This window comes from Methanosphaera sp. (genome assembly GCF_022768985.1).
GTDB lineage: Archaea > Methanobacteriota > Methanobacteria > Methanobacteriales > Methanobacteriaceae > Methanosphaera.
The window spans coordinates 183,312-209,484 of sequence record NZ_JALEKL010000004.1 but is presented as its reverse complement, the minus strand read 5'-3'; the positions used below and the strand labels follow the sequence as shown (position 1 = coordinate 209,484).

Below are 26,173 nucleotides of genomic sequence, written 5' to 3'. Positions count from 1 at the left end.
ATTTATATCTTAATTATATCTTATATTATAATATTTTAATCTTAATATTTATTTTTTAGATTAATTTTTATATATTGTTTATATGAATTAATACTATTTATTTAGAATTTTAGATACAAGATCAACTTTTATATCATGTGAACTGAAAATTATGTTTTCAACTGATACTTCATTAATTGTTTTATTTATTTCATCTTTATATTGTGCATCTGTTGTATGTATTATGAAATGATCAAGGAAATCCTCATATATCTTTGCAACACCACAACAGTTTGCATCATATCCTTTAGCCTTCATAAACTTTTCTGCAGGTCCACTTACAGCTTGCTGACCTATAAATGGTGATATTGCTGTTGTATGTACTTTTTTTAGTGCATCTTTTACTTTTGGCATTATTAGTATTGGATTTATTGATGTTATTGGATTTGATGGTCCTATAATTACTTCATCTGCTTCTTCTATTGCTTCAATTACACCATCTGCTGGTGTTACTTCCTTATATATTACATCAAGTACTTCAGGTTTTGATTGTTGTTTTATTAGAAAATCATGAAAATCAAGCATTCCCATGTCTGTTTTAATTTTTACATCTGGTTGTTCATTTGACATAGGAAGAATATTTGCTTTTATACCCAGTGCATCTTTTTGTATTTTTACTGCATCCTGGAGTGTCATAGATTTAAGAAGTTCTGTCTTTTGTATCTTTAATGCACGATCTTTATCACCTATGCGTAGTGTTTCATGATAACCTAACTTTTCTAGCATCTCATGTGTATTGAATGTATCATCACATCTTCCATACCAGAATTCATCATTTATAAGATCACACATTGTATATAATACAGTGTCAATATCAGCTGAAACATACACACCTGAGAAATAATTATTTTCAAGTGTATTTACAACAACTGTTAGTTCATCTTGTGCTATTACATCTTTTATTCCCTGAAGAAGCTTTGGTGTTCCTGTTCCTCCAGATAAAACACATATCATAACTATCTATATCCTCCCATTATTCCTATCTAAATGCATCTGATTCTTCTTCACGTATAATTTCACTAATTGATGCATCATCTACTCCACATCTTATATTTTCAAGATCATATCCACGAATAAGTACAAGACACATTCCACTATCTGCCTGTCCCATAATAAGTGATGCTGCTGATGCAAGTTCATCTGCTGTTGCCTCAATTGTTGATTGAAGTTCTTGTCCATAAAGATCAAAACTTCCTCTAAAATCAGTATATGGATGCATACCACTAATTCCAACAGAAACACCTATTGCTCCAACACGCCATGTTCGACCCTGAGTATCTGATACTATAACTGCAACATTACATCCTGATTTTTCATCAACATATTGTTTTATCTTCTGTGCTGAAATATCAGCATCAACAGGTAGTGGTGTAAGATATCCTTCCTCACAGTTACTATTATCAATTCCTGAATTTGCACAGATAAATCCATGTGGTGTTTGTGTTATAATAAGACCTGGAAGACATCTGATAACATTAACAGTATTATCAAGTATTATCTGACACTGTTTTGGATCTTTTCCTGAAATTTCACTCATCTCATATGCTTTTTGTGTCGTCTTTACATCATCAATTTTAACATAATTACCTTCAGCTTTTGATATGACAGTTTCAGCAATAACAAACACATCATCATCTTGTATTTCTATACCATTTGCCTTAACTGTATCATATACAATTTCAGCTAGATTATCTCCTTGCTTTATAATAGGAAAGTTTTCAATTCCAATAACTTCAATTTTCATTTTAAGTAAATCCCCATTGTTTATAATAAAATATAAAATTAGTATAAAAAAAATCTAATTGCTTAATTTAATTGTAGTTATGTAATTTATAATTAAAAAATGTAGTATATTAAAATTAATGTATGAATATAATATTATATTATGACACAACAACAGCAATACTTTCAAGGAGTAATATTTAATTTAACATATTTTAGTGAAATTGAAGATGAATTATTTAATTATCAACTACAACATCCAGAAGAATGCATACCACTTATGCCATTTTTTAGCAGTGAACATACACAAGAACTTGATAAGTTCTATGTAAGCAATCTTACAGCGGCAAAAAGCTTTGATGATTACATGTTTAATGTACGTATGTATGGATTTCCTACTATGATAAATAATTTCATAGCAAAACATCCACAATATAGTAATTTGATTGTAGAAATTAATGAATAAAAAAAAATAATATAAAAATAAGATTAAAAGAAAGTGTGGGTGGTGAAGTAAATATTTCCCTTTTTAGATAAAAAGGAAATTTTAATCTTTATTTCTTCCATAAACTTTAGCATACTCTTCTGGTTGATTATAAAGACCAAGAGCTGCTAATGCTCCTATTAATCCACCTTTTCCTGTTACATATTCAACTCTTATGTTGTTTTCTTCTGCTAATTTTTGAGCTTCCTCAAGTGATTTCATAGATTGTTTTGCTTCAATTGCATATTTTTCTATATCCTCTGGAATATCAAATTTATCATACACTACAAATGCTGTACTATCTGATAATGTTTTTTCATGTAATTTTTCACGCATAAGAGTTATAAGATCTTCAACTTCATCTTCTTTAACTGCAAATACAAGTATTATAGAAACACAATTTTTAGTTTTATTAGGATTATCAGGGAAGAGCTGACATGTTATATGTTCAAGATAACGGTATCCTTTTTCATTTTGAATCTCATTTGCAACATTGTTTGCAAGAGTCCATGTAGCACCTTCTGTTGGAATATCTGTATCATCAAGTCCAATTATAACTTTTTTATATTTTGGTGTTATAACTGCTGCTTTTCCAACTTTTGAGCCTCCACCTTTTTCATAGATTTCAACTCTTTTGACACCTTTTGCTTTTCCACGACAAAATGCTGCTCCAACACCTGCTCCTGCAAGACCTGTATGTACTATTTTTATTTCATCACCATCAATTTGTGCTTCTGAAATTCCAGCTGCCTGGTAACTTGGTTTTAGTGTAAGTTCTACTTTATCATTTTTAACAATATAGGTGTGTTTATTTCCATCACGTTTTGCATCAAGTATTAAAGGACTTGTCTGCTTATATTGTGTAATCATCCAATCTGATCCTATAGGACATGGATGATACTCTATAAGTTCTATCTTTTCTTCTTTTTCATCAGTAATTGTGATAATTTCCTCATAAGGTGTTATCCAATCATCATCATATTTTTCTTTTAGTTGAGAAGGTGTTAAAATTTCCATATTTACCTATTTCCTTTTCCTCTATTTTATTTTAAAAAAATTAATAAGTTTCATATAATTTTTATATACTTTTTTTAGAAAGTCATTATATAAAAAAAAGAATGGTTGAAGGTGAGTAAAAGATAAGTATTTAATTAAAAATACTTATTCTAATGCTTTTACAAGTTTTACTGCTGCTTCAACAGCACGTTTTCCATATTCAACTCTTTTGTGAGCTTCGAGTCTTGTCATTCCAGGACCTGATATTCCAAGTGTTACAGGTTTTCCATATTCAAGTGATAAATCTGTGATTTTACGTGCTGCATGTTGTACAACAATTTGGTCATGGTCTGTATCTCCTTCAATTACAGCTCCAAGTGTAATTACAGCATCTACATCTTCATCTTCTAATACTTTTTTAATAACAATAGGCATGTCATATACTCCAGGTACTGCTTTAACTACTGTTATTTCAGCACCAAGGAATTTTGCATGTTCTTTTGCAAGTTCTAACATCATACTTGTTATGTCAAAGTTAAATTCTGCTACTACTGCTGCTATTTTAATCATTATATCATTTTCTCCATAAATTTTTATTTTATTAATTTTAAATTAATTTAAAGCATTTTATATATTATTTTCCCTAGTAAATACTCTATTTGCTATATTATATAAGATATAATACAAATGCTGATACTGAACTTATTACCATAATAGCAATAATGAATATTGCAATTAGCTTAGCTGATTCCATATATAAAAACTCCTTTACTTTCTTTATAATTGTTCTGCAATATATTCAGCCATTTGTTTTGTTGAGTATTCTCCACCAAGATCTAGTGTTACATGTACTCCTTCCTGGATTACATTAATTAATACTTCTTCAATATGACGTGCATGTTCACTTTCACCGAGGTAGTCAAGCATCATACAAGCTGAAAGTATTGTTGCTGCTGGATCTGCAATTCCTTGACCTGCAATATCTGGTGCTGAACCATGTACTGGTTCAAATAATCCATTTTCATCACCAATGTTTGCTGATGGAATCATACCAAGTCCACCTACAAGTCCTGCTCCTTCATCAGAGAGAATGTCACCATATAGGTTTGTTGTTACAATAACTTCAAAGTCTAGTGGATTTGTTATAAGATACATTGCTGTTGCATCTACATAGAAATCATTTGTTTCAATTTCTGGGTAGTTTTCTGCTACTTTATAGAATGAATCTTTAAATAATCCATCTGTTACTTTAAGTACGTTTGCTTTATGTACTGCTGTTACTTTTGATCTGTTTGTATCTTGTGCATATTTAAATGCATAGTCTGCTATTTTTTCTGATGCATTTTTTGTAATTCTTTTGTATGCTACTGCACCATCTTCTGTAACTTCTTCTTCTCCAATGTAGAGATCTTCTGTATTTTCACGTACAATCATGAAGTCTATGTTTCCATATTTTTCAGGTTGTAATGATTTTACAGGTCTGAGATTTACAAATGTTTCAAGTTCTTGTCTTAGTCTTACAATTACAGCTGCTGCTGTTTCTCCTGCTGCTCCAAAGAGTACTGCATCTGCATTTTTTGCTATTTCTATTGTTTCATCAGGTAGTGGAACTCCTGTTTTTTCTGCACATTCATCACCAGCTTCTGCATAGGTGTAGTTGAATTCTACTGGTAATTTATCTAGTACTGTTATTGCTGCATCTACTACTTCAGGTCCTATTCCGTCTCCGCCAATTACTGCTATGTTATATGCCATATTTATTCCTCATTAAATCTTGTTTTGTTTAAGTATTCAATTAATCCATTGTTTTCAAGTATTTCAAACATGAAAGGTGGAAGTTTTGATGTTTTGTATTCTTTTTCTTTTGTTAAGTTTTTAAGTACACCATTTTCAAGGTCAAGTTCTACAATATCTTCTTCATCGATTTCATCTGGTCCTTCTGGTGCTTCTAGAAGTGCAAGTCCTATGTTTATTGCATTTCTGTAGAAGATTCTTGCAAATGATTTTGCAACTACTGCTTTTACACCTGCAGCTTTAAGTGCTATTGGTGCATGTTCACGTGATGATCCACATCCAAAGTTTGATCCTGCAACCATTACATCTCCAGGTTGGATTTTTTCTTTGTAATTTAAGTCATATCCTTCCATTACGTGTTTTCCAAGATCATCTGCATCTGATAATGTTAAGTATCTTCCAGGAAGTATACTGTCTGTATCTATGTCATCGCCTAGTTTTAATACTCTTCCTTCAATAATTTTTTTCATTTATATTAATCCTCCTTTCATTTATTTTAGTTTTTTCTTGGTGCTGTTATGTGTCCTGTTAGTGCACTTTCTGCTGCAACTACTGCTGAACTTAAGTATACTGATGCATCAGGGCTTCCTTGTCTTCCTTTAAAGTTACGGTTTGATGTTGAAAGACTTACTTCTCCATCAGCTATTAATCCTACATGTCCTCCAAGACATGGTCCACAACATGGGTTGCATACTAATGCTCCTGCTTTTACAAATATGTCTATTAATCCTTCAGATAATGCTTGTTCATAGATTTCACGTGATGCTGGTATTACAAGTACACGTACTCCTTTTTTAATTTCTTTTGCTTTAAGTACACGTGCTGCTTGTCTTAAGTCATCAATACGTCCATTTGTACATGATCCTATGAATACTTGATCTACTTCTACATCTTCTACTTCACTTGCTGGTTTTACATTATCTACATAGTTTGGACATGCTACTTGTGCTTCAAGATCTGATATATCTACATCAATTGTTTCAACTGATGGTGCATCTGCATCTGTTGTGAGTTTTTCATAGGTTTTTGTTGTTCTTCCTTTGAGGTATGCATCTGTTTTTGCATCTGGTGCTATGAGTCCTGTTTTTGCTCCCATTTCTATTGCCATGTTACTGAGTACCATACGATCGTCTACTTCCATGTTTGTTATGGTTTCTCCTGTAAATTCAGCTGCTTTGTATCTTGCACCGTCTTGTCCTACACTTCCAATTATACTAAGTATTACATCTTTACTTGTAACATTTTCTTTTAATTGTCCTGATATATTAAATTGGATTGTTTCTGGTACTTTAAACCATAATTGTCCTGTTGCAAATACCATTGCCATATCTGTTGATCCTATACCTGTTGAAAATGCTCCTAATGCTCCGTGTGTACAGGTGTGTGAGTCACTTCCTACAACTACTGTTGATGGAATTACGTGTCCTTTTTCTGGTAATACTTGATGACATACACCTTCATATACATCATAGAAGTTTTCAATTTTTTGATCTTTTACGAACTGTCTTAACATTTTATGATGTTCTGCTGCTATTATTGTATCAGCTGGTACTTGGTGGTCAAATGGTATTACTATTTTTTCAGGATCCCATACTTTATCTGTGTTAATTTGTTCTAGTGCTTGTAGTGTTAGTGGTCCTGTTAAATCATGTACCATAGCAGTATCTATATCTGCCATTACTATTTCGCCTGCTTCTGTTTTTTCTTGGTTTGAAGCTTTTGCTAATATTTTTTCTGACATTGACATTGACATTTTATAATCTACCATCCTTTAATTTTATTTTTTATAAATTTTTTTTATATTCTAAAAATTGTAAAAGCCATAAAGTAATATAATCATCTTTCATGTTTTAATGAAAGTTTTAGATTATAATCTTATAATATATTTATATTTGATTTTTTGTTTTATTATGTTTTATTATTTAAATTAATTTTTTTACTATAATTTAGAAGGATAATATTTTACTAAAATTCACATATATATAACAAGCCATGTGTAAATTATAAATATTAAAAAATATATAATAAAATAAGATAATTTATATAAATTATTTAAAAATAGTATTATAAAAATAGAAATTAAACTACTAATTTATAGAAATATATGATAAATCAATTAAAATATTACTTATCACTTGCTACCTAAAGTATCATTTATTATAAAAAACAAAAAAAGAAATAAAGACAACAAATTTTTATATATAATATATATTATAATTAGATAAGTTTACTATTGTAAGATAATAATATAAACTAAAAAATAAGATTATTACAACATATTATTATTACACAGTTTTTAACTTTAAAATTATGAAATTATGAAACTTATAAAAACCAAAAAAAACTTATTATTAAAATTAAATCCTTTTTTTTAGAAATGAAATTTTTAATTTTAAACTTAAAATTAAATAAAAGATAAACTATTAAAATAATATACTAAATATAATTATGAAAAAATTCCATCACAAATTAGATAGTATTTTCTAAAAAATAAAAGGACACTAAAAAATGAGGTTTTAAATCATGGTTGAAATTAGTGAAGAGAGAATAAAAGAAAGATATCAGGAAGTAAAAGAAAAAGTTGAATTTAAACAATTCCATGATGAAATACGAGAAGTTTCAAAAGGATATGATGATTCACCATACTTTACAGAAGATCAGGTAATTGATCTAATTGTAAATAAATACAGTGAATCTGAAAATCTTCAACAAATACATTCAGAAATTCAGAAAATTTCATCCCTTATTGATGGAAATGGAAACGTAGTAATTCAGGGAAGACTTATTGCAATATCAAACATTAAAACATTTAAAACAAAAGCTGGAAAAGATGGAAAAGTTGCAAATCTCACAGTAGAAGACAGTACAGGACGTATACGTGTTGTAATGTGGACTGACAGTATGAAGTACATGAAACGTATAACTGAAGGAGATGTTGTAAAGATAAACAATCTTGATGTGCAAAAAAGTAACTTCTCAGGAGATCTTGAAGTTGTAATGAGAAGTAACTCATCAATACAAGTACTACCTGATGAAGTTGATGATACACTTCCAGAATATGAAGCAGAAAAAATAACAAATCTTGCAGATGTTGAAGATGGTCAGGAATATAATGTTATTGGACGTATTATTAAGATAGGACAACTTCGTGAAATTCAAAAACCAGATAAAACACTTAACCTTATCACACTTACAATTATGGATGCAACAGCAACAATGGAACTTACACTCTGGAATAAAGATACACAACTTGTTGAAACACTAGAATTAAAAGAAAATGACACAATTAAAGTTCTAAAAGCAAGAGCAAAATATAGTTATGAAAAAATGAGTCTTTCAAGTAGTTGGAAAGGACGTATAATTAAAGGTGACTATGACCTACCAGAATATAAAAAAGAAATTCTTAAACTAGCAGATGCACAACCACAAGAAGATGTAACAGTTATTGGAGTAATTACACGTATATTTGACACAATTACATTCCAGAAAAACGATGGAAATGAAGGACATGTAAGAACTATTCAAATCATGGATGATACAGATGCAATAAGTGTAACATTATGGAATAAAGAAACTGAAATTGCAATGAATAAGGGAGATATCATTAAAATTGAAGATGCAAAAATTGAAGAACATGAATATAATGGTATGACATCACTAAGAGTTAATACTGGATGGAATGCTTCAATTGTAATAAATCCTGAAATTGATGATGAAGATCTTAAAGCTAAACTTACAGCTTTAAATAAATATGAAATAACAAAAATAGTTGATGCTCTTGATGTTGATAAAGAAGAAGGTCTTGAAGTTGATGTTATAGGACGTATTCTTACAATAGCAGATATTCATGAATTTGACAGAATGGATGGAACTCAAGGACAAGTACGTAATATTACAATTGCTGATGAAACAGGATCTATTCGTGTATCATTATGGGATAAAGTTGCTGATATTAACCAGTCACTTGGTGATGCTATAAAAATAGAAAGTGCAAGAACAAAAGTTGGTGACAGACAGATGGAATTAAATGTTGGTGGAGGATCAAGAATTACAACACCAACAGATGATGAAATAAGTACTCTTCCAACATATGAAGAACTTGAAGATGCAAGATATAAGACAAAAACTCTTAAAGAACTTGAAGCTGGAGATGTAGATGTTAAACTTAAAGTAAGAGTTATGGATATTGATGATGTACGGCTATTTGCACGTGATGATGGATCTGATGGTAAAGTAAGATCTGTATATATTGCAGATAAAACAGAACAACTACAAATGTCACTATGGAATGAAGCATCAGATATTTCATTTACAGAAGGTGCTGCTATAGTTGTTGAAAATCCAAGAATTACAATGAGAGATCTTAATGGTATTCAAGTTTCAGCAAATGCAAATACAATAATTCGTCAGGCAACACAAGATGAAGCACAAGATATTCCATCAATACATGAACTTAAAAATATAATATATCCTGAAAAAGCAATTGAAGATATTGAAGATAATGATAAACACATAAAAGTTAAAGCTACAATTGAAGAAATTGATGGTGAAAACATACTAACTCCTATGTGTCCTACATGCCATAAAGGTGTAAAACAGGATGAAGAAGGATATGTATGTGATCGTTGTGGTGAGGCAATAATGAATCCTGACTACCTGCTTATAATAAAAGCTACACTTTCAGATGGTACAGGTACAATTAATGCTACATTCTTTGGAAGTGAAGCAGAAGAACTTATTGCTATGACTAAAGAGGAAGTTATTGAAGTATTTGAAAAAACTGGTGATGAATCATCACTTGCTGATAAAATTGAAGATCTTATAAGTCATGAAGTTACAATGATTGCAGATGCAAAATACAATGACTATGATGAAGACATCGACTTAACTGCTAAAAATGTTGAAGTAGTAGTTTAAGTAATAATATATAGAAGTAAAATTTTAAGTATATAATATATAATACAATAATAAATTTGGAATTGATAAACATGAGTCCAGAAAATGATAATGAAGAAAAAATGCAATTAGAAGACTTACCAAGCGTTGGTGAAAAAACTGCTCAAAAACTCCGTGATGCTGGATTTGGAGATATGATGCGTCTTGCAACAGCTACAGCAAAAGAGTTAAGTGTAAAAGTTGAAATTGGTGAAGGTGTTGCTGCAAAAGTTATTGAAGCTGCAAGAAAAGCTGAAAAGATTGACTTTGAAACTGCATTTGATGTAATGCAAAGACGTGAAGATGTTGGTCGTATTACAACAGGAAGTCAAGGTCTTGATGCTCTTATTGGTGGTGGAGTTGAAACTCAGTCAATTACTGAAGTATATGGTGAATTTGGATCAGGTAAAAGTCAGATTTCACATGAACTTGCTGTAACTACACAGCTTCCACCAGAACAGGGTGGTCTTGAAGGTCATGTTGTATTTATTGATACAGAAAACACATTCAGACCTGAAAGAATTGCACAGATTGCTGAAGGATTTGGTCTTGATGTTAATGAAACATTAAGTAATATTCATGTTGCACGTGCATTTAACAGTAGTCATCAGATGTTAATGGCTGATAAAATTAATGAATTAATTCAAAATGGTGTAGATGTAAAACTTGTTATTGTTGATTCATTAATGGCTCACTTCAGAGCAGAATATGTTGGTCGTGAATCACTTGCAACACGTCAGCAGAAACTTAACCAACACCTACATACACTTCAGACCATTGCAAATACATACAATGTTGCTGTTTTAATTACAAACCAGGTACAGTCTAAACCTGATGCATTCTTTGGTACACCTACCAAGGCTGTTGGTGGACACGTATTAGGTCACGCATCAACATATCGTGTACTTCTTAAGAAAGGTTTATCTGGTAAAAGAATTGCACGTTTAGTTGACAGTCCTCACTTACCTGAAGGTGAAGCTGTATTTAAAGTTACAACTGAAGGATTAGTTGACTAGATATAGTATTATTACCTCCCCTCCCACATTTATTAATTTTTTATTTTTTTTTTGTTGCCTTTTTATAATTTAATTTACAAATACATTATATAACAATTATTTTTAAGTAATTATTTTTTTTAAGATTAAATTTTATAGGAGGATTATTTCAGATGCCAACACCTGTTGAAGTTATTTTAGTTCCAACTTTAATGATTATTTTAGGATTTTTCCTTAAAAGAATTGGAATGCTAAAACCACAAGACAGCAATACATTATCTGCAATTGTTCTTAATGTGACTCTTCCTGCCATGGTATATATTAATATATCTACAGCGAAAATTCAGCCAGATATGATGATACTTCCTATTGCATCGTTTATACTTAGTATTATATGTATGCTTATTGTTGGAGTATTTTGTAAAATTCGAGGCTATGATAAGATTAAATCTTGGACTCTTATGATTGCAGCTGCAATGATGAATACTGGATTTATTGGTTATCCAATTACTTTAAATGTATTTGGTAATGAAGGTCTTCTTCATGCAATATTCTTTGATATGGTAACACCTATTCTTTTTGTAATGTATGGTATGATGCTTGTTAAAGAGTTTGGTGGAGATATGCATAAAGTTATTAAAAAAGGTCTCGAATTTGTACCATTATGGGCTGTGGTTATTGGTTTAGTTGCTAATGTTGTTCATTTCCAGGAAGGTTATGTTCTTCATTCAACACTTAACTATCTTGCAGGCGGTACAGTACCACTTATTATGATATCTCTTGGTTTAACTATTGACTTTAGAGATGTTAAAAAGTATCTTAAAGATTCATTATTCATATCATTTATAAGACTTTTACTTGCACCGACTATTGTATTTGTTGTATTTTCAGCTTTAGGTATTAGTGGAATGGTATTTAATGTTGCAGTTTTAGAGGCTGGTATGTCTACTGCTATGACTGCTTTAGTTCTTGCAATAACATATAATATTGACCATAAGCTTATGAGTTCAGTAATACTGGTAGACGTTGTTTTAAGTCTTATAACGCTTACTATGTGGATTTCAATTTTAATGTAGTTTTTTTCTACTATATTTTTTTTGGAAAATAAAATAGTTTGTTTTCATACGAACATCATAAAAGTATATATAATATATCCCATTAAACATAAAAACATAGGATATAATTTGTTAAATTTTTAATAGTTAACAAGATAGTTTTTTTTATAGATTTTTTTTACAATATACAAAAAAAATCAAGGTGATAAACATCATAGTCTTATTAAATAGGTGATTTAACTTGGCAGATAATTTAAACGAAGAAATACGTATTGGAGTTTACACATGCCACTGTGGAGTAAACGTTGGTGGAGTAGTAAACTGTGAAGAAGTAGCTAAATATGTAGAAGGTCTTCCTGATGTTGTAGTTTCAAGAGAATACAAATACATGTGTTCAGACCCTGGACAGAACTTAATTCAAGATGATATTAAAGAATTAAACTTAAACAGAGTTGTAGTAGCAGCATGTAGTCCACGTTTACACGAACCTACATTCAGAAGATGTGTAAAAGAAGCAGGATTAAACGAATTCTTATTTGAGTTTGTAAACTTAAGAGAACAAGACTCCTGGGTACACGGAGACGATCCTGTAGGAGCTACAGAAAAAGCAAAAGATTTAGTACGTATGGGAGTTGCAAAAGCAAGATTACTTAACCCATTAGTACCAGAAAAAGTAGGAGTAACCAAAACCGCTATGGTTATTGGTGGAGGAATTGCTGGTATCCAGACTGCACTTGACTTAGGTGACATGGGATTCAAAACCTACCTCGTAGAAAGAAAACCAACCTTAAGTGGAAGAATGGGACAATTAGATAAAACCTTCCCTACACTCGACTGTTCAATGTGTATTTTAGCACCTAAAATGGTAGATGCAAGTAAACACGCTAACATTGAATTATTAGCATACTCAGAAGTTAAAGAAGTAGACGGATACATCGGTAACTTCAAAGTAACAGTAGAGAAAAAAGCAAGATTTGTTGATGAAGTAGCATGTACAGGTTGTGGAGTATGTCAAGAAGTATGTCCAATAGAAATACCAAACTACTTCGATGAAGGAACCGGTATGGTAAAAGCAGCATACATCCCATTCCCACAAGCAGTACCTCTCGTTGCAACAATCGACGACAACTACTGTATTAACTGTCACTTATGTGATAAAGCATGTGAAATCGGAGCTATTGACCACGAACAAGAACCAACAGATGTTGAACTTGAAATCGGTACAATAGTAGTAGCTACAGGTTACGACCCATTCGATGCAACAGAAAAAGAAGAATACCTCTTCGGTCAAGCAGAAAACGTAATTACCGGATTACAAATTGAAAGATACATCAACGCATCTGGTCCTACACAAGGACACGTAATCCAACCATCATCCGGTGAAACACCTAAAAAAGTTGCTTTCATCCAATGTGTTGGTTCACGTGACGAAAAAGTTGGAAACCCATACTGTTCCAGAGTATGTTGTATGTACGCAATGAAAAACGCACAATTATGTGTTGACCACGAACCAGATACCGAAGTTACAATCTACTACATAGATATCCGTGCATTCGGTAAAGGTTACGAAGAGTTCTACAGATTATCACAAGAAAAATACGGAATCAAATTTATCAGAGGAAAAGCAGCACAGCTTATTGAAAACGAAGATAAAACAATCACAGTACGTGCAGAAGACAGCCTTCTTGGTAAAACAACAGCATTTACTTACGATTTAGTAGTATTATCCGTAGGTCTTGTACCTCCTGAAGGACAAGATGAACTCAGACAAACATTAGGATTATCCAAATCAGCAGATGGATTCTTCATGGAAGCTCATCCAAAACTCAGACCTGTTGACACAATGACAGACGGTATTTACCTTGCTGGTGTAGCACAAGGTCCTAAAGATATTCCTGATACAGTAGCTCAAGCATCAGGAGCAGCTGCAAGAGCAGCTATTCCAATGATCAAAGGAGAAGTAGAAATTGAACCTATCATCGCAGAAGTTGACAAAGACAACTGTGGTGGATGTGAAATTTGTATCGAACTTTGTCCATTTGGTGCATTATCAATCGACGAAAATGATGGTAAATGTGGAGTTAACGTAGCATTATGTAAAGGATGTGGAACCTGTGTAGGAGCATGTCCAACTGGTGCACTTGACCAAGCACACTTCAAAAACGATCAAATTTTAGCACAAATTGAAGCTGCTTTCGAAGATTTATAGACAAATAGCATAATTATTAAATTAATAGCTATATAGTTGTAGACGACCAATAGTACTCAGACGTTTGGTAAAAAGTTGTGGAAGGATATAATCCTTCCAAGCTATTTTACTCTAAAAAATAATACATAAACATCCAAAATATTAAAAATTACTTTTTTATAAAAATATTAAATTATAACTTATTTTAGAAAAAATAATAAAACACACCTATTTAATAGGAAACTAATTATAAGATTAAAAATATAATATAATATATAATAATATTTTAAATTGGATAGATAGTCCAATAATATTTTTTTAGTGTTTAATATTAGAATAATAATAAAAAACATGGATTCTTTAATGGAGGAATATAATTAATGTCTAATTTTGATAAAGCAGAAGAAATCAAAAACATAACAAAAAAACATCACGACTGGATGAAAAACAGTTTAAACTTAATTGCTAGTGAAAACATTACTAGTAGAGCTGTAAGAGAAGCAGTAGCATCAGACTTATCACACAGATATGCTGAAGGATTACCTGGTGAAAGATTATATGAAGGATGTACATACATCGATGAAATTGAAAACATAACAATTGATCTTTCCAAAAAATTATTTGGAGCAGAACATGCAAATGTACAATCTACATCAGGAGTTATTGCAAACCTTGCAACATTCTTTGCTCTAAGTAAACCTGGTGACAGAATAATGTCAATTAACGTACCAGAAGGAGGACACATCAGCCACGCTGGAGTAAGTGCAGCAGGAGTAAGAGGTCTTCAAATTTCATCAGTACCTATGGATTCTGAAATGATGAATGTAGACATTGATAAAACAGTAGATAAAATAAGAAGACTTGAACCTAAAGTAATTGTACTTGGAGGAAGTTTATTCTTATTCCCACACCCTGTTAAAGAAGTAGCAGATGCAGCAAAAGAAGTAGGAGCACGTGTAATGTATGATGGTGCTCACGTATTAGGACTTAACGCTGGAAAACAATTCCAAGACCCAATAGCTGAAGGTGCAGATGTTGTAACAGGAAGTACACACAAAACCTTCCCAGGACCACAAGGTGGAATTATTCTTTGTAAAGAAGAATTAGGTAAAAAAATCGATAACTGTGTATTCCCAGGACTTGTAAGTAACCATCACTTACACCACATGGCAGGATTAGGTATTGCAACAGCAGAAATGCTTGAATTTGGTGAAGATTACGCAGCACAAACAGTTAAAAATGCACAAGCTTTAGCTCAAGCATTATATGAATTAGGATTCAATGTTTTATGTGAAGATCAAGGATTTACAAAATCACACCAAGTTGTAATGGATGTAAAAGAACTTGGAGATGTTGCTAAAATGGCAAAAACATTAGAAGCAAACAACATCATATTAAACAAAAACCTTCTCCCATGGGACGATGTAAATGACAGTGCAAACCCATCAGGTATAAGAATGGGAACACAAGAATTAACACACCGTGGACTTAAAGAAGATAACATGCAAGATGTTGCACAATTCATAAAAGCTGTAGTAATGGATGGAAAAGATGTAACAGAAGATGTAACAGCATACATGCAAGATTACACAACAGTACATTACTCATTTGATGAAGGTGCAGAAGGATACGATTACATTAACTTCTAAGTGTCTTTAAGTTACTCTTAACCCCCCATACATTTTATTTTTTTTATATGGCTATTTTTTGAAATTTATATTATCTTTATTTAAATTATAAAAAATATAATTATACAATAATTATATAGGTAGATTTAAAACTAATTTAATAAAAGGGTTGGTGTAGATGTATGATACATAATTTCAGCAATAAAGTTATAAGATTAATAAAACTTTTCATATTCCTAGTTTTAGAGGTTGTTATATTTTTTGAATTAAATAAAATACTTCATATTATAATAATTCCAGATTTTATGACAGCATTTTTAATGATTGTTACATTATCAATTATTAATGTTCTTATATGGCCTGTTGTATCATACTTTTCATTGAGACTATTTGTTGCAACAATTGGACTTGGAACATTTTTTATTGATGGTATAATTCTTTCATGTTTTGCATACTTCTTTTCTGGAGTATCTATGGATCCTGCATCACTTTTTACTTTTCCATTTATTGTTGGAATTATAAATTCTGCACTTACAATTATGTTTAATTTTGATGATGAGGAAACCTACTATCGTAATATTATTAAAAAAAGACTTGAAGAGAATAAATTTGATGATACTGCAGATAAGAAGGGATTTATCTTCCTTGAAATTGATGGTCTTGCATATGATATTTTAAATGAAGCAATAGAACGTGGTGATATGCCAACTGTTAAATCATGGCTTGATGATGGAAGTCATAAAACTACATCATGGAATACTGATCTTTCAAGTCAGACAAGTTCATCACAGGCTGGTATTTTACATGGAAATAATGATAATATTCCAGCTTTTCGTTGGGTTGAAAAGGAAAATAATAATAGAATTCTTTCATCTAATGGATTTAGTGATGTTCATATTATAGAGGAGATGATCTCTGATGGTAATGGTCTTCTAGCACATAATGGTGGAAGTAGGTCAAATCTTTTCACAGGTGATGCTGATGATTATATTCTAACTCTTGGAAAGATTGGGCAAAAAGGAAGTGTTAATAATAAGTCATGGTACTACCTATTTGCTGAGCCATTTTTCATGGCAAGGGTTGTTGCATTAATATTATGGGATTTCCTCATGGAATTTGAATCAAGAATATATCATATAGTGAGAAATATCAGACCAAGACTTCATTATCGTGGTCTTAAATATTTTGTTGCTCGTGCTGGTGCAAATATCCTAATGCGTGAAGCTTCAACATCAGCTGTAATTGGTGATATTACAACAGGAAAACTTGATGTTGTATATACAACCTATATGGGATATGATGAAATTGCACATCACTCTGGTATTCGTGATAAGGATGCATTTTATGCTCTTCGTCAGATAGATAAACAATTTAGTAACATTCAAAAAGCAAAAGAAGATGCAAAACGTGACTATGAACTTATAGTATTATCAGATCATGGACAATCAGAAGGTCCTACATTTAGAATGAAATATAAAATTACACTTGAAGATCTTGTTAAAACATATCTTCCCGATCATGTAACAATTCACAGTATGCTTTACTCAAACAATGACCATATAATGGCTGATATTTCATTTGAAAGAGCAAAAGAAACAGCAAAGCTTAGTCATAGAAAATTTAAAGATGAGCATGAAAACATCCGTAATATTTCAGATAAAATTAATGAACAAAAAGATAAATTTTCAGATCATAAAGAGAAATTATCAGATCGTAAAGATGAATTTATGAAAAACAATTTCATAACAGGATCTGAACCTATAACAAGTCGTATTGAAAAATTAGCTGAAAGTATTGGTATTGATATTAACCTATCTGATGATGAAGTTGTAGATGTTGATAGTGGTGAAACTATTGTTCTTGCATCAGGTAATCTTGGTCTCATCTACTTTACAAATTGGACTCAAAGACTTACATATGAACAGATTGAAGATGCATTTCCTGGCTTAATTAGTGGTATTGCATCACATCCTGGTATTGGATTTTTAATGGTTAAAAGTTCTATCTATGGAACCATAGTATTATCTAATAATAATGTCTACTACATGGATGAGGATCGCTATGATGGTGAAGCTTTCCTTGATGTATTTGGTGAAAACATAGTTGATCATCTTAAACGTACAGATAGCTTTGATCATGTACCTGACATCTTAGTTAACAGTGCATATGATCCTGAAACTGGATATGTTTATGCATTTGAAGAACTTATTGGAAGTCATGGTGGTGCTGGTGGTACACAACAAGAACCTTTCATATTATATCCATCATACTGGGATTTAGATGAGGATATTGTTGGATCAGAATCTGTTCACAAGTTCTTTAAGCGTGAAATTAAAAAAAGTTGGAATGAAAAGGAAGGTAATGAGTAAATAGAATTTAATTTTTTAATTCTATCTTTTTTTCTATTTTTTCTATTTCTTTGAGTATTTCACTAGGTTTTAGTACTACTTTTATATTTTCAATTGTTTCTAGTTTTTTTGTATTTTCTGCATCTATTTTTCGTATGTAGAGTTCTATTTCTTCATTAAGTTTTATTGCATCATATTTACATTTATCCTCACACATAAAGCAACTTATACATTTGGTTGTATCTATTTTTGGTGGATTTATTGCATTTTGTGGACATTCATCTTTTGGTATGCAATTTTTACAATTTATACATCTTTTCTTATCAATATATGGTGGTATTATTGTCTTTATAAGTCCTTGTTTTTGGTCAACAGGCAGTACTATTAATGGTATTTGTCCTTTTCCTGACTGTGCTGCTATGTTTGTTATCAAAGTATCTGCTATTCCATATACAATCTTTGCTGTTGTATTTGCAGTTAATGGTGCTATAATTATAACATCATACTTATGATGTGTTAATTTTCCTGAAAATGGAAATGAGTATTTCTCATCACTATCTAAAACTAGCATATTTGCACTGTTTTTATCTACTAGTTGTCTTATATTTTTATCATATCCATAGAGTTTTAATACTTCACATGCAGCATTTGATGTTGCAATTGTAAGTGTATTGTTCTCTGCTAGTTTTTCAAGAACACCTATTGATTCATCAAGAAGATGTCCTGCACCTGTTATTGCCCATAATATATTCATAACTATAAAAATCCCCAATTAATTATTTTTCTATGTACATTTAAGTTTTATCTTTGTAATTTCATTAAATGAATTTATCTTAAACCAGAAAGCATTAGTACCAATACCACGATTAGTATACTGTATCATATTACCAACCTTATACTCTCCAAGTGGATATTTCATGAAATTCTTACCACGTACAGGTGTACCAATTTTTGGAATTTCAATCTGACCACCATGACTATGTCCTGAAAGTTGTAAAATAAAAGGATCATACTTAGCTGTAGTATCAGCAAAGTCAGGTTCATGTGCAAGCATAATAGCAGGATAGTTATAGTCAAGCTTTCTTTGAACCTTTCCTATATCATCCATGTCAACTGTAATACTATCTACTCCTGCAATTTGAAGCTTTTGGTTATTTTTTTCAATTGCATAAACATCATTTTCAAGATTAACTATACCAGCCTTTTTTAATGCCTTTTTAACATCACCAGCATTAGTCCAATGATCATGATTTCCTAAAACAGAAAATGTACCATCACATGATTTTATATTTGAAAGACTATCTGATAATTCATGAAGATAATTAGATGTTTGATAAGATAAAAAATCACCAGTTATCATAACACTATCAGGCTGTTGATTGTTAATAATTTTTACAACACCATCAAGCTTTTCCTTATTAATCCACTGTCCAAGATGAATATCTGTAATATGAATAATTTCATAATTATCAAATTCTCTTGGAATTCTACTATTTTTAATTGTTAAATTTACAAGCTTAAAATTGTTAGGATTAAATTTTCCCTGATTTAATTTATCACGAGTATCATTCATAAACGTCTGAATCTTACTTCGCATAGCCTTGTTGTTTTGAATTACATGCTCATAATCATGTATTGCTTCTATATTTTTTTCATCATCATTCAATTAAATCACTACTTTTAATTTTGAATTAAGTGTAATATCATACCTCTTCAGTGTATTTTCTGGTAACTCTATGATATACTTAATATTTCCCCTTCGTGGAACATAAAACCTGTATGGCTTTAGTGTTATTGTTTCATTTATTTTATTATCTTCACTTATATATATGATGTCTATTGTTTCATTCATAAAAAATGTATGAATAATACCATAAAATCTCCAGGGAAGTTTTTGAATAAAAAGAAGTGGTTTTACATCATCTTGAAACATTAAACCATACATACGTTCATAAAATGAGACTGCCTGCATTAATTTTATAGTTATTTTTTGATTATTATTTTCAATTATTAACTCTGCCATAACTTATTTTATTATACTATATTACAACTATGATATATACTTGAAATTTAGAAAATTAAAATAAAAATTAAAAGTTAGTTTATTATCCAGTTAATGAAAAAAAGCTATTTATAAAAATATTAAATATGAATTAGTTAGAAATATATATTATAACTATAATAGAAATTAGACAAAATTCAGATTAAAATGAATTTTGTGAAAAATAGAATTTGAAAAAACCAATTAAAAATTATATTATTTTTATTATTTTATATAAAACCCTAAATTGAGGTGTACTAATGCGAAATATTAAAATAGAAAAAGCATCAACAAAACTTGCAGGTCAAGATGAAATAGAAATCGTAGAAAGAAAAGGTATAGGACATCCAGACAGTATTAGTGACGGTATTGCAGAAGCAGTAAGTAGAACCTTATCACAAGCATACAAAGAAAAAGCTGGAAGTGTATTACACCACAACACAGATGAAGTACAAATTACAGCAGGTGAATCTGACCCTAAATTTGGTGGCGGACAAATCATCAAACCTATACAAATCTTACTTACAGGACGTGCAGCAAATGAATTCACACTCCCTAATGGTGAAACCAAAAAAGTAGGAGTAGACTACCTTGCAATTGAAGCTGCTAAAAACTACCTTAAAGAAAACATATTAAACCTTGATGTTGAATATGGTACAGTAGTAGAATGTAAAATTGGACAAGGAAGTGCAGATCTAAGAGATGTATTCCAAAGACCAGAAGATGTTCCATCATCAAATGATACATCATTCGGTGTAGGATTCTACCCATTTACAGAAACAGAAAACTTAGTTCTTAAAACAGAAGAATTACTCAACAATAAAGACTTCAAAAAATCCCACCCACAAGTTGGAGAAGACATAAAAGTAATGGGATTACGTGAAAAAGATAAAATCACACTTACAATTGCATCAGCATTTGTATCAAGATATGTAGATGATGTAGACTGCTACCTTAACATGAAACATGAACTTGAAGACATTGTAAAAGACCTTGCTGCAAAAGAAACAGACATGGAAGTTACAACACTCCTCAACACAGCAGACGATGAAACTAAAAAAGACGAATCAGGTTACTACCTAACAGTAACAGGTACAAGTGCAGAAATGGGAGACGACGGATCAGTAGGACGTGGAAACAGATCAAACGGACTTATCACACCTAACAGACCAATGTCAATGGAAGCAACATCAGGTAAAAACCCAATTAACCACGTAGGTAAAATATACAACCTCTTATCAAATGAAATAACAAAAGAAGTATACCAAGATGTTGAAGGTGTACAAAACATTGATATGGTAATTTTAAGCCAAATAGGAAAACCTATCGACCAACCAAGAACAGCAACAGCACACATCCAGACAAAAGATGGATACACAATCGATGAAGTAGAAGATGATGTAACAAGAATCATCGACAAATGGCTTGAAAACATTACAGATATTAAAGACTTCATGCTTGAAGGAAAACTAAGAACCTTCTAAGTATAAATTCTTTAATTTTTAACCCCCCCCAACATTTTATCTTTTTTTATTGAAATAAATTTTATGAAAAAATAGCTACAACTCTTCTTTTTATGATAAAATATTAAATTTAAAAAAAAACTAGGAAAAAAATAGGAAAAGAAGTGGATTTTATGTTGATGCTTCAACCTTATTTTGACTTAAAAACATGAGCATTATCTTATAGAAGATCTTAAATGGTAATTTTTTAAGTCCACTACATGGTATGTCTGGATGAAATTCACTATCCATCATATTATTTTCAACCCAGTAATTTTGATCAGCTTTAACATGTCCATTATATGCCATTGAACGCCACATATTATAGTAGAACAAAGCCTTAAATGATGGAGAATAAAGCCTGTCTTCTTTTATATCATCATAGAATTTTAGTGTTTGTTTATCAATCTCTTCACGTACCTTAAATGGAAGTTTTCCACGAGCATCATAACTATTTACAAAACAAAGCTTGTATCGTTTATTATATCCAAAATGTCTTAGTGTTTCATCAAGATATTTTCCTGCATCTTTTGCTCCTGCACCTGCTGTTGTTGTAACAACAATTGCCTTTTTATTAAAGAAGTATGGTCTGTGGAAGAAGTATGCAAGATGATCAATGAAATTCTTAATAAGTGCTGTTACATTAAGTGCATATACAGGTGATGTAATAATAAGACCATCACATTTTTTCATCATCTCAACAATAGGCTGTACTTTATCAGCATGAGGACAGCTATCTTCACCATTCATAAAACAACTAAAACAACCCATGCATAGTGGAATGTCTTCTTTCATAAGGTCAACTTCCCAGAAATTTGCAGAAGTATCATTATCAGATAATGTATCTTTAATTCTTTCAACTATCTTCCATGTATTTTGTCGTCTTGGACTTCCATTAATTATTAAATAATTCATACTAAAGTAAACTCCCCAAAAAATTTGTTAAAATAAATAAGAAATCTTATCTTTTCTATTTATAATCTATGATTTTAATATTATTTTAAAAGTATTATTTTTAATATATTATAGTTAACTATTATTTTAAGTAATTATATAAATAGTAAATATTATAACATTATCTTATAAATGATCAACTTCATTAGATAATGTTAACATTAAAAAGGGAATATTCATGAATAAAACCATAAACTCAAAAAGTGAATATCTACCCAAAAAAATAATAGGAGATAATATATGCCGATAAATGAGGTAGCTCAAGGATATGATAAAAATTTAGAAAAGAAAATCCAAGAGTTTTGGAATCAAAATGAAATATTTGAAAAAACCAAAAAACTAAGAGAAAATAGACCAAAATACTCATTTCTTGATGGACCACCATACTGTAGTGGAAGAATACATCTAGGAACTACATGGAATAAAACAATCAAAGATTCATTCCTAAGATATAAAAGTATGTCAGGATATGATCTTAGACGTCAAGCAGGATGGGATACACACGGACTTCCTATTGAACATAAAGTAGAAGAAATTCTTGACATTAAAAGTAAACAAGAAATTGAAGAAAAATATGGAATAGACTCCTTTGTTGATCAATGTAAAGAATTTGCAGTAAAAAACAAAGAAGATATGACAGAACAATTCAAACAGATGGGTGTTTGGATGGACTGGGATGATCCATATGTAACATATGATAATGGATACATGGAATCCTGTTGGTGGACTCTTAAACAAGCAGATGAAAAAGACTTACTTGTTCAAGATAAAAGAGTAATTACATGGTGTCCACACTGCCAAACTGCACTTGCAAATGCAGAAATTGAATATGGTGAAATGACAGACCCATCAATTTATGTTAAATTTAAACTTGATGAACAAGAATATGACATACCAACATACATTCTTATCTGGACAACAACACCATGGACAATACCAGCAAACATGGCAGTAAGTGTAAATGGAGCATTTGATTACAGTTATGTACAATACACAAATACAGAAACTGGAAATGATGAAATTGTAATCATGGCAACAGAACTTATTGACTCTGTATTTGGTGAAGATGAAGAAACAAAAATCCTAAAAACAGTAAAAGGAGAAGATCTCAAAGGCATAACATATGCACATCCTCTTGCTGATAAAGTACCAAAACAGGCAGAATTTACACACAGAGTAATTCTTGGAGATCACGTAACACTTGAAGATGGTACAGGTTGTGTACATACAGCACCAGGTCATGGTCCTGAGGATTATGAAGTAGGTATGGCAAACAACATAGAACCATTCTGTCCTGTAGGTGAAGATGGAACATACACAGATGAAGCTGGAGTATATGAATCAAAACCTATACGTGAAACAAACGATGAAATTACACATGACCTCTTCCATGCAGGAGCACTACTTAAATCTGGAGATATTCACCACAGAGTAGGATACTGTTGGAGATGTAAAACACCTATCATGTACATTGCAACAAAACAATGGTTCCTTAAAGTTACTGAAATCAAAGATCAAATGCTTGAAGAAATTGATAAAGTAGAATGGGTACCAGGATGGGCTGGAGAAAGCAGATTCAAAAATTGGGTTGAAAATGCACGTGATTGGACAATATCAAGACAAAGATATTGGGGTATACCACTTCCTATCTGGACATGTGATAAATGTGGAGAAAAAGTTGTTGTAGGATCCAAAAGTGAACTTAAAGAACTATCAGGTGACGACACACTTACAGGTGACTTCATACACAGACCACACGTTGATAACATTACAATAGACTGTGATTGTGGTGGAGTAATGCACAGAGTAGAAGATGTACTTGATGTATGGATTGACTCAGGAGTTGCAGGATGGGCAGCACTACACTACCCACAAGATCCATCAGATAACTTTGATGAATGGTTCCCATATGATTTCATTGCAGAAGGACATGACCAGACAAGAGGATGGTTCTATTCACAACTTGGTCTTGGAGTAGCAGCATTTGGAAAAGCACCATATAAGAAAGTATTAATGCACGGATTTACACTTGACTCTGAAGGTAAAAAGATGAGTAAATCACTAGGAAATGTTGTAAGTCCAGAGGAAGTAATTGAAAAATACAGTGCAGATATTCTTAGATTCTATCTACTTGATGCTAACAAACCATGGGATGACCTTAAATTTAACTGGGATGAAGTACAAAACTCAGCAAAACTCTTTAACATCTTATGGAATGTATATTACTTCTCAACAACATACATGAGCCTTGATAACTTCAATGCAACAGAACATAACAAAGAAGATCTTAAATTCAGAGAAGAAGATCTATGGATACGTTCACGTATTAACTCACTTACAAAATCTGTAGAAGAAGACTTTGAAGCTCTTGAATTTAACAGAGCAACAGAAAAAATTACAGAATTTGTACTTGAAGATCTAAGTCGTTGGTATGTAAGACTTATACGTGGAAGAACATGGGTAGAAAGTGATGATCCTGATAAACTTGGAGCATACTACACATTATACTACACACTTAAAGATCTTATAAAAACACTTGCACCAATTGCACCATATGTAACAGAAGAAATCTATCAAAACATTGTTGTTGGTACAGAAGAAGATGCACCAGAAAGTGTACATATGCTTGACTGGGGATATAATGAAGATGAAATCGATGTAGAACTTGAAGAAAACATGAACTACATACGTGATGTAATTGAAGCATGTGCACATGCAAGAGATGTTGCAAGATTCAAACTCAGATGGCCTGTACAAAACATTACAGTTGTAACAGAAGATGAAAAAGTTGCAGATGCAATTAATTCACTTGAAGCTGTACTTAAAGAACAAGCAAACACAAAACAAGTAACAATTGAATCAGAACTTGAAAATGCTATAATTATTGCAAAACCTAACATGGCAATACTTGGTCCTAAACTCAGAGGAGATCTTGGACGTGTAAAAGCATACTTTGACTCTGATGATGTAGATGGAGCAGATATACAAGCAGCAGTTGAAGCTGATGGAACATACACAATAAGCTTTGATGATAAAGATATTACACTTGAAGCTGAAGAAATACTCTTTGAAAAAGATGTTCCAGAAAACCTTGTAAGCTGTGACTTTACAAATGGAAGTGTATATGTAGATACAGAACTTACAGATGAAATCTATGCTGAAGCTATGGCACGTGAACTTATAAGACGTATCCAAGATATGCGTAAAGATATGGATCTTAATGTAGAAGCAAACATTAAAGTACATATTAAATGTAGTGATGAATTCAAAGATATTGTATCAAAACACCAAGAATACATATCAAATGAAGTACGTACAGATAAACTTATATTTGAAGATGTTACATCCACAGGATATTCCAAAGAATGGAAAATTGAAGATGAAACACTTGAAATTTCAATTGATGAATAAGCAAGTTGGAATATTAGTATAAGTATTAAAATTATAAAAAACTAGTAAATTAAAACACAAAAATATATAATTAAAGTATAA

Annotated in this window: 20 protein-coding genes; 9 read left to right on the top strand and 11 right to left on the bottom strand. The window is 31.3% G+C overall.

Features of this window, described 5'->3' with window-relative positions; translation table 11 throughout:
- Window positions 1-93: 93 nt before the first annotated feature.
- Both cofD and MRZ80_RS02225 read right to left on the bottom strand, forming a co-directional pair.
- Window positions 94-993: a 2-phospho-L-lactate transferase gene (cofD, locus tag MRZ80_RS02230; protein ID WP_292535775.1), complete on the bottom strand. Its 900-nt coding sequence runs from the start codon at window positions 991-993 to the stop codon at window positions 94-96.
- Window positions 994-1,018: 25 nt separating this feature from the next.
- The gene (locus MRZ80_RS02225) at window positions 1,019-1,783 is read right to left on the bottom strand and encodes a coenzyme F420-0:L-glutamate ligase (protein ID WP_292535773.1); all 765 of its coding nucleotides are present in this window, start codon (window positions 1,781-1,783) and stop codon (window positions 1,019-1,021) included.
- A gap of 141 nt (window positions 1,784-1,924) precedes the next feature.
- Between MRZ80_RS02225 and MRZ80_RS02220 the strand changes: the two genes are divergently transcribed.
- Window positions 1,925-2,227, top strand: coding sequence for a hypothetical protein (locus MRZ80_RS02220; protein WP_292535771.1), 303 nt, complete (start codon window positions 1,925-1,927; stop codon window positions 2,225-2,227).
- Window positions 2,228-2,308: 81 nt separating this feature from the next.
- Here MRZ80_RS02220 and mmp11 read toward each other — a convergent pair whose 3' ends face one another.
- The 5 genes from mmp11 to hacA form a co-directional block, all read right to left on the bottom strand.
- Window positions 2,309-3,262, bottom strand: a complete 954-nt coding sequence (mmp11, locus tag MRZ80_RS02215; protein ID WP_292535769.1) for a methanogenesis marker protein 11 — start codon at window positions 3,260-3,262, stop codon at window positions 2,309-2,311.
- Between the two features lie 144 nt (window positions 3,263-3,406).
- The gene (gene ribH, locus MRZ80_RS02210; RefSeq protein WP_292535767.1) at window positions 3,407-3,811 is read right to left on the bottom strand and encodes a 6,7-dimethyl-8-ribityllumazine synthase; all 405 of its coding nucleotides are present in this window, start codon (window positions 3,809-3,811) and stop codon (window positions 3,407-3,409) included.
- A gap of 207 nt (window positions 3,812-4,018) precedes the next feature.
- Complete coding sequence (locus MRZ80_RS02205; RefSeq protein WP_292535765.1) at window positions 4,019-4,996, bottom strand: isocitrate/isopropylmalate family dehydrogenase; 978 nt, start codon at window positions 4,994-4,996, stop codon at window positions 4,019-4,021.
- 2 nt (window positions 4,997-4,998) lie between these two features.
- On the bottom strand, window positions 4,999-5,505 hold the full coding sequence (locus tag MRZ80_RS02200) for a 3-isopropylmalate dehydratase small subunit (RefSeq protein WP_292535763.1): 507 nt from the start codon (window positions 5,503-5,505) through the stop codon (window positions 4,999-5,001).
- 26 nt (window positions 5,506-5,531) lie between these two features.
- A complete protein-coding gene (gene hacA / locus MRZ80_RS02195) occupies window positions 5,532-6,788 on the bottom strand; it encodes a homoaconitase large subunit (RefSeq protein WP_292535761.1) in 1,257 nt (418 codons plus the stop codon).
- A gap of 770 nt (window positions 6,789-7,558) precedes the next feature.
- On the opposite strand from hacA, the gene MRZ80_RS02190 reads away from it, so the two are divergent.
- The 6 genes from MRZ80_RS02190 (at window position 7,559) to MRZ80_RS02165 (ending at window position 18,205) form a co-directional block, all read left to right on the top strand.
- Complete coding sequence (locus tag MRZ80_RS02190; RefSeq protein WP_292535759.1) at window positions 7,559-9,952, top strand: OB-fold nucleic acid binding domain-containing protein; 2,394 nt, start codon at window positions 7,559-7,561, stop codon at window positions 9,950-9,952.
- A gap of 71 nt (window positions 9,953-10,023) precedes the next feature.
- On the top strand, window positions 10,024-10,986 hold the full coding sequence (gene radA / locus MRZ80_RS02185; protein ID WP_292535757.1) for a DNA repair and recombination protein RadA: 963 nt from the start codon (window positions 10,024-10,026) through the stop codon (window positions 10,984-10,986).
- Window positions 10,987-11,138: 152 nt separating this feature from the next.
- On the top strand, window positions 11,139-12,041 hold the full coding sequence (locus MRZ80_RS02180; RefSeq protein ID WP_292535756.1) for an AEC family transporter: 903 nt from the start codon (window positions 11,139-11,141) through the stop codon (window positions 12,039-12,041).
- Between the two features lie 220 nt (window positions 12,042-12,261).
- Window positions 12,262-14,229, top strand: coding sequence for a CoB--CoM heterodisulfide reductase iron-sulfur subunit A family protein (locus MRZ80_RS02175; protein ID WP_292535755.1), 1,968 nt, complete (start codon window positions 12,262-12,264; stop codon window positions 14,227-14,229).
- Between the two features lie 359 nt (window positions 14,230-14,588).
- Window positions 14,589-15,857, top strand: a complete 1,269-nt coding sequence (gene glyA / locus MRZ80_RS02170; protein ID WP_292535753.1) for a serine hydroxymethyltransferase — start codon at window positions 14,589-14,591, stop codon at window positions 15,855-15,857.
- Between the two features lie 161 nt (window positions 15,858-16,018).
- Entirely contained in the window at window positions 16,019-18,205 is a 2,187-nt protein-coding gene (locus MRZ80_RS02165; RefSeq protein ID WP_292535751.1) for a phage holin family protein, read from the top strand.
- 7 nt (window positions 18,206-18,212) lie between these two features.
- On the opposite strand, the gene MRZ80_RS02160 is transcribed toward MRZ80_RS02165, so the two are convergent.
- Genes MRZ80_RS02160 through MRZ80_RS02150 form a run of 3 tightly spaced genes read right to left on the bottom strand, consistent with a single transcriptional unit; the run spans window position 18,213 to window position 20,207 of the window.
- Window positions 18,213-18,938 carry a flavoprotein gene (locus tag MRZ80_RS02160; RefSeq protein ID WP_292535750.1) on the bottom strand — a complete coding sequence of 242 codons (726 nt, stop codon included), beginning with the start codon at window positions 18,936-18,938 and terminating at the stop codon, window positions 18,213-18,215.
- Between the two features lie 30 nt (window positions 18,939-18,968).
- A complete protein-coding gene (locus tag MRZ80_RS02155) occupies window positions 18,969-19,850 on the bottom strand; it encodes a metallophosphoesterase (RefSeq protein WP_292535748.1) in 882 nt (293 codons plus the stop codon).
- The gene (locus MRZ80_RS02150) at window positions 19,851-20,207 is read right to left on the bottom strand and encodes a DUF192 domain-containing protein (RefSeq protein WP_292535746.1); all 357 of its coding nucleotides are present in this window, start codon (window positions 20,205-20,207) and stop codon (window positions 19,851-19,853) included. It abuts the gene before it with no gap.
- Between the two features lie 278 nt (window positions 20,208-20,485).
- On the opposite strand from MRZ80_RS02150, the gene MRZ80_RS02145 reads away from it, so the two are divergent.
- Entirely contained in the window at window positions 20,486-21,709 is a 1,224-nt protein-coding gene (locus tag MRZ80_RS02145; protein WP_292535744.1) for a methionine adenosyltransferase, read from the top strand.
- Between the two features lie 150 nt (window positions 21,710-21,859).
- On the opposite strand, the gene MRZ80_RS02140 is transcribed toward MRZ80_RS02145, so the two are convergent.
- Complete coding sequence (locus tag MRZ80_RS02140; protein WP_292535742.1) at window positions 21,860-22,642, bottom strand: NAD(P)H-dependent oxidoreductase; 783 nt, start codon at window positions 22,640-22,642, stop codon at window positions 21,860-21,862.
- Between the two features lie 279 nt (window positions 22,643-22,921).
- On the opposite strand from MRZ80_RS02140, the gene ileS reads away from it, so the two are divergent.
- Window positions 22,922-26,092 (top strand): isoleucine--tRNA ligase, encoded by a 3,171-nt coding sequence (gene ileS, locus MRZ80_RS02135; RefSeq protein WP_292535741.1) that lies wholly within the window; start codon window positions 22,922-22,924, stop codon window positions 26,090-26,092.
- Window positions 26,093-26,173: the final 81 nt, after the last annotated feature.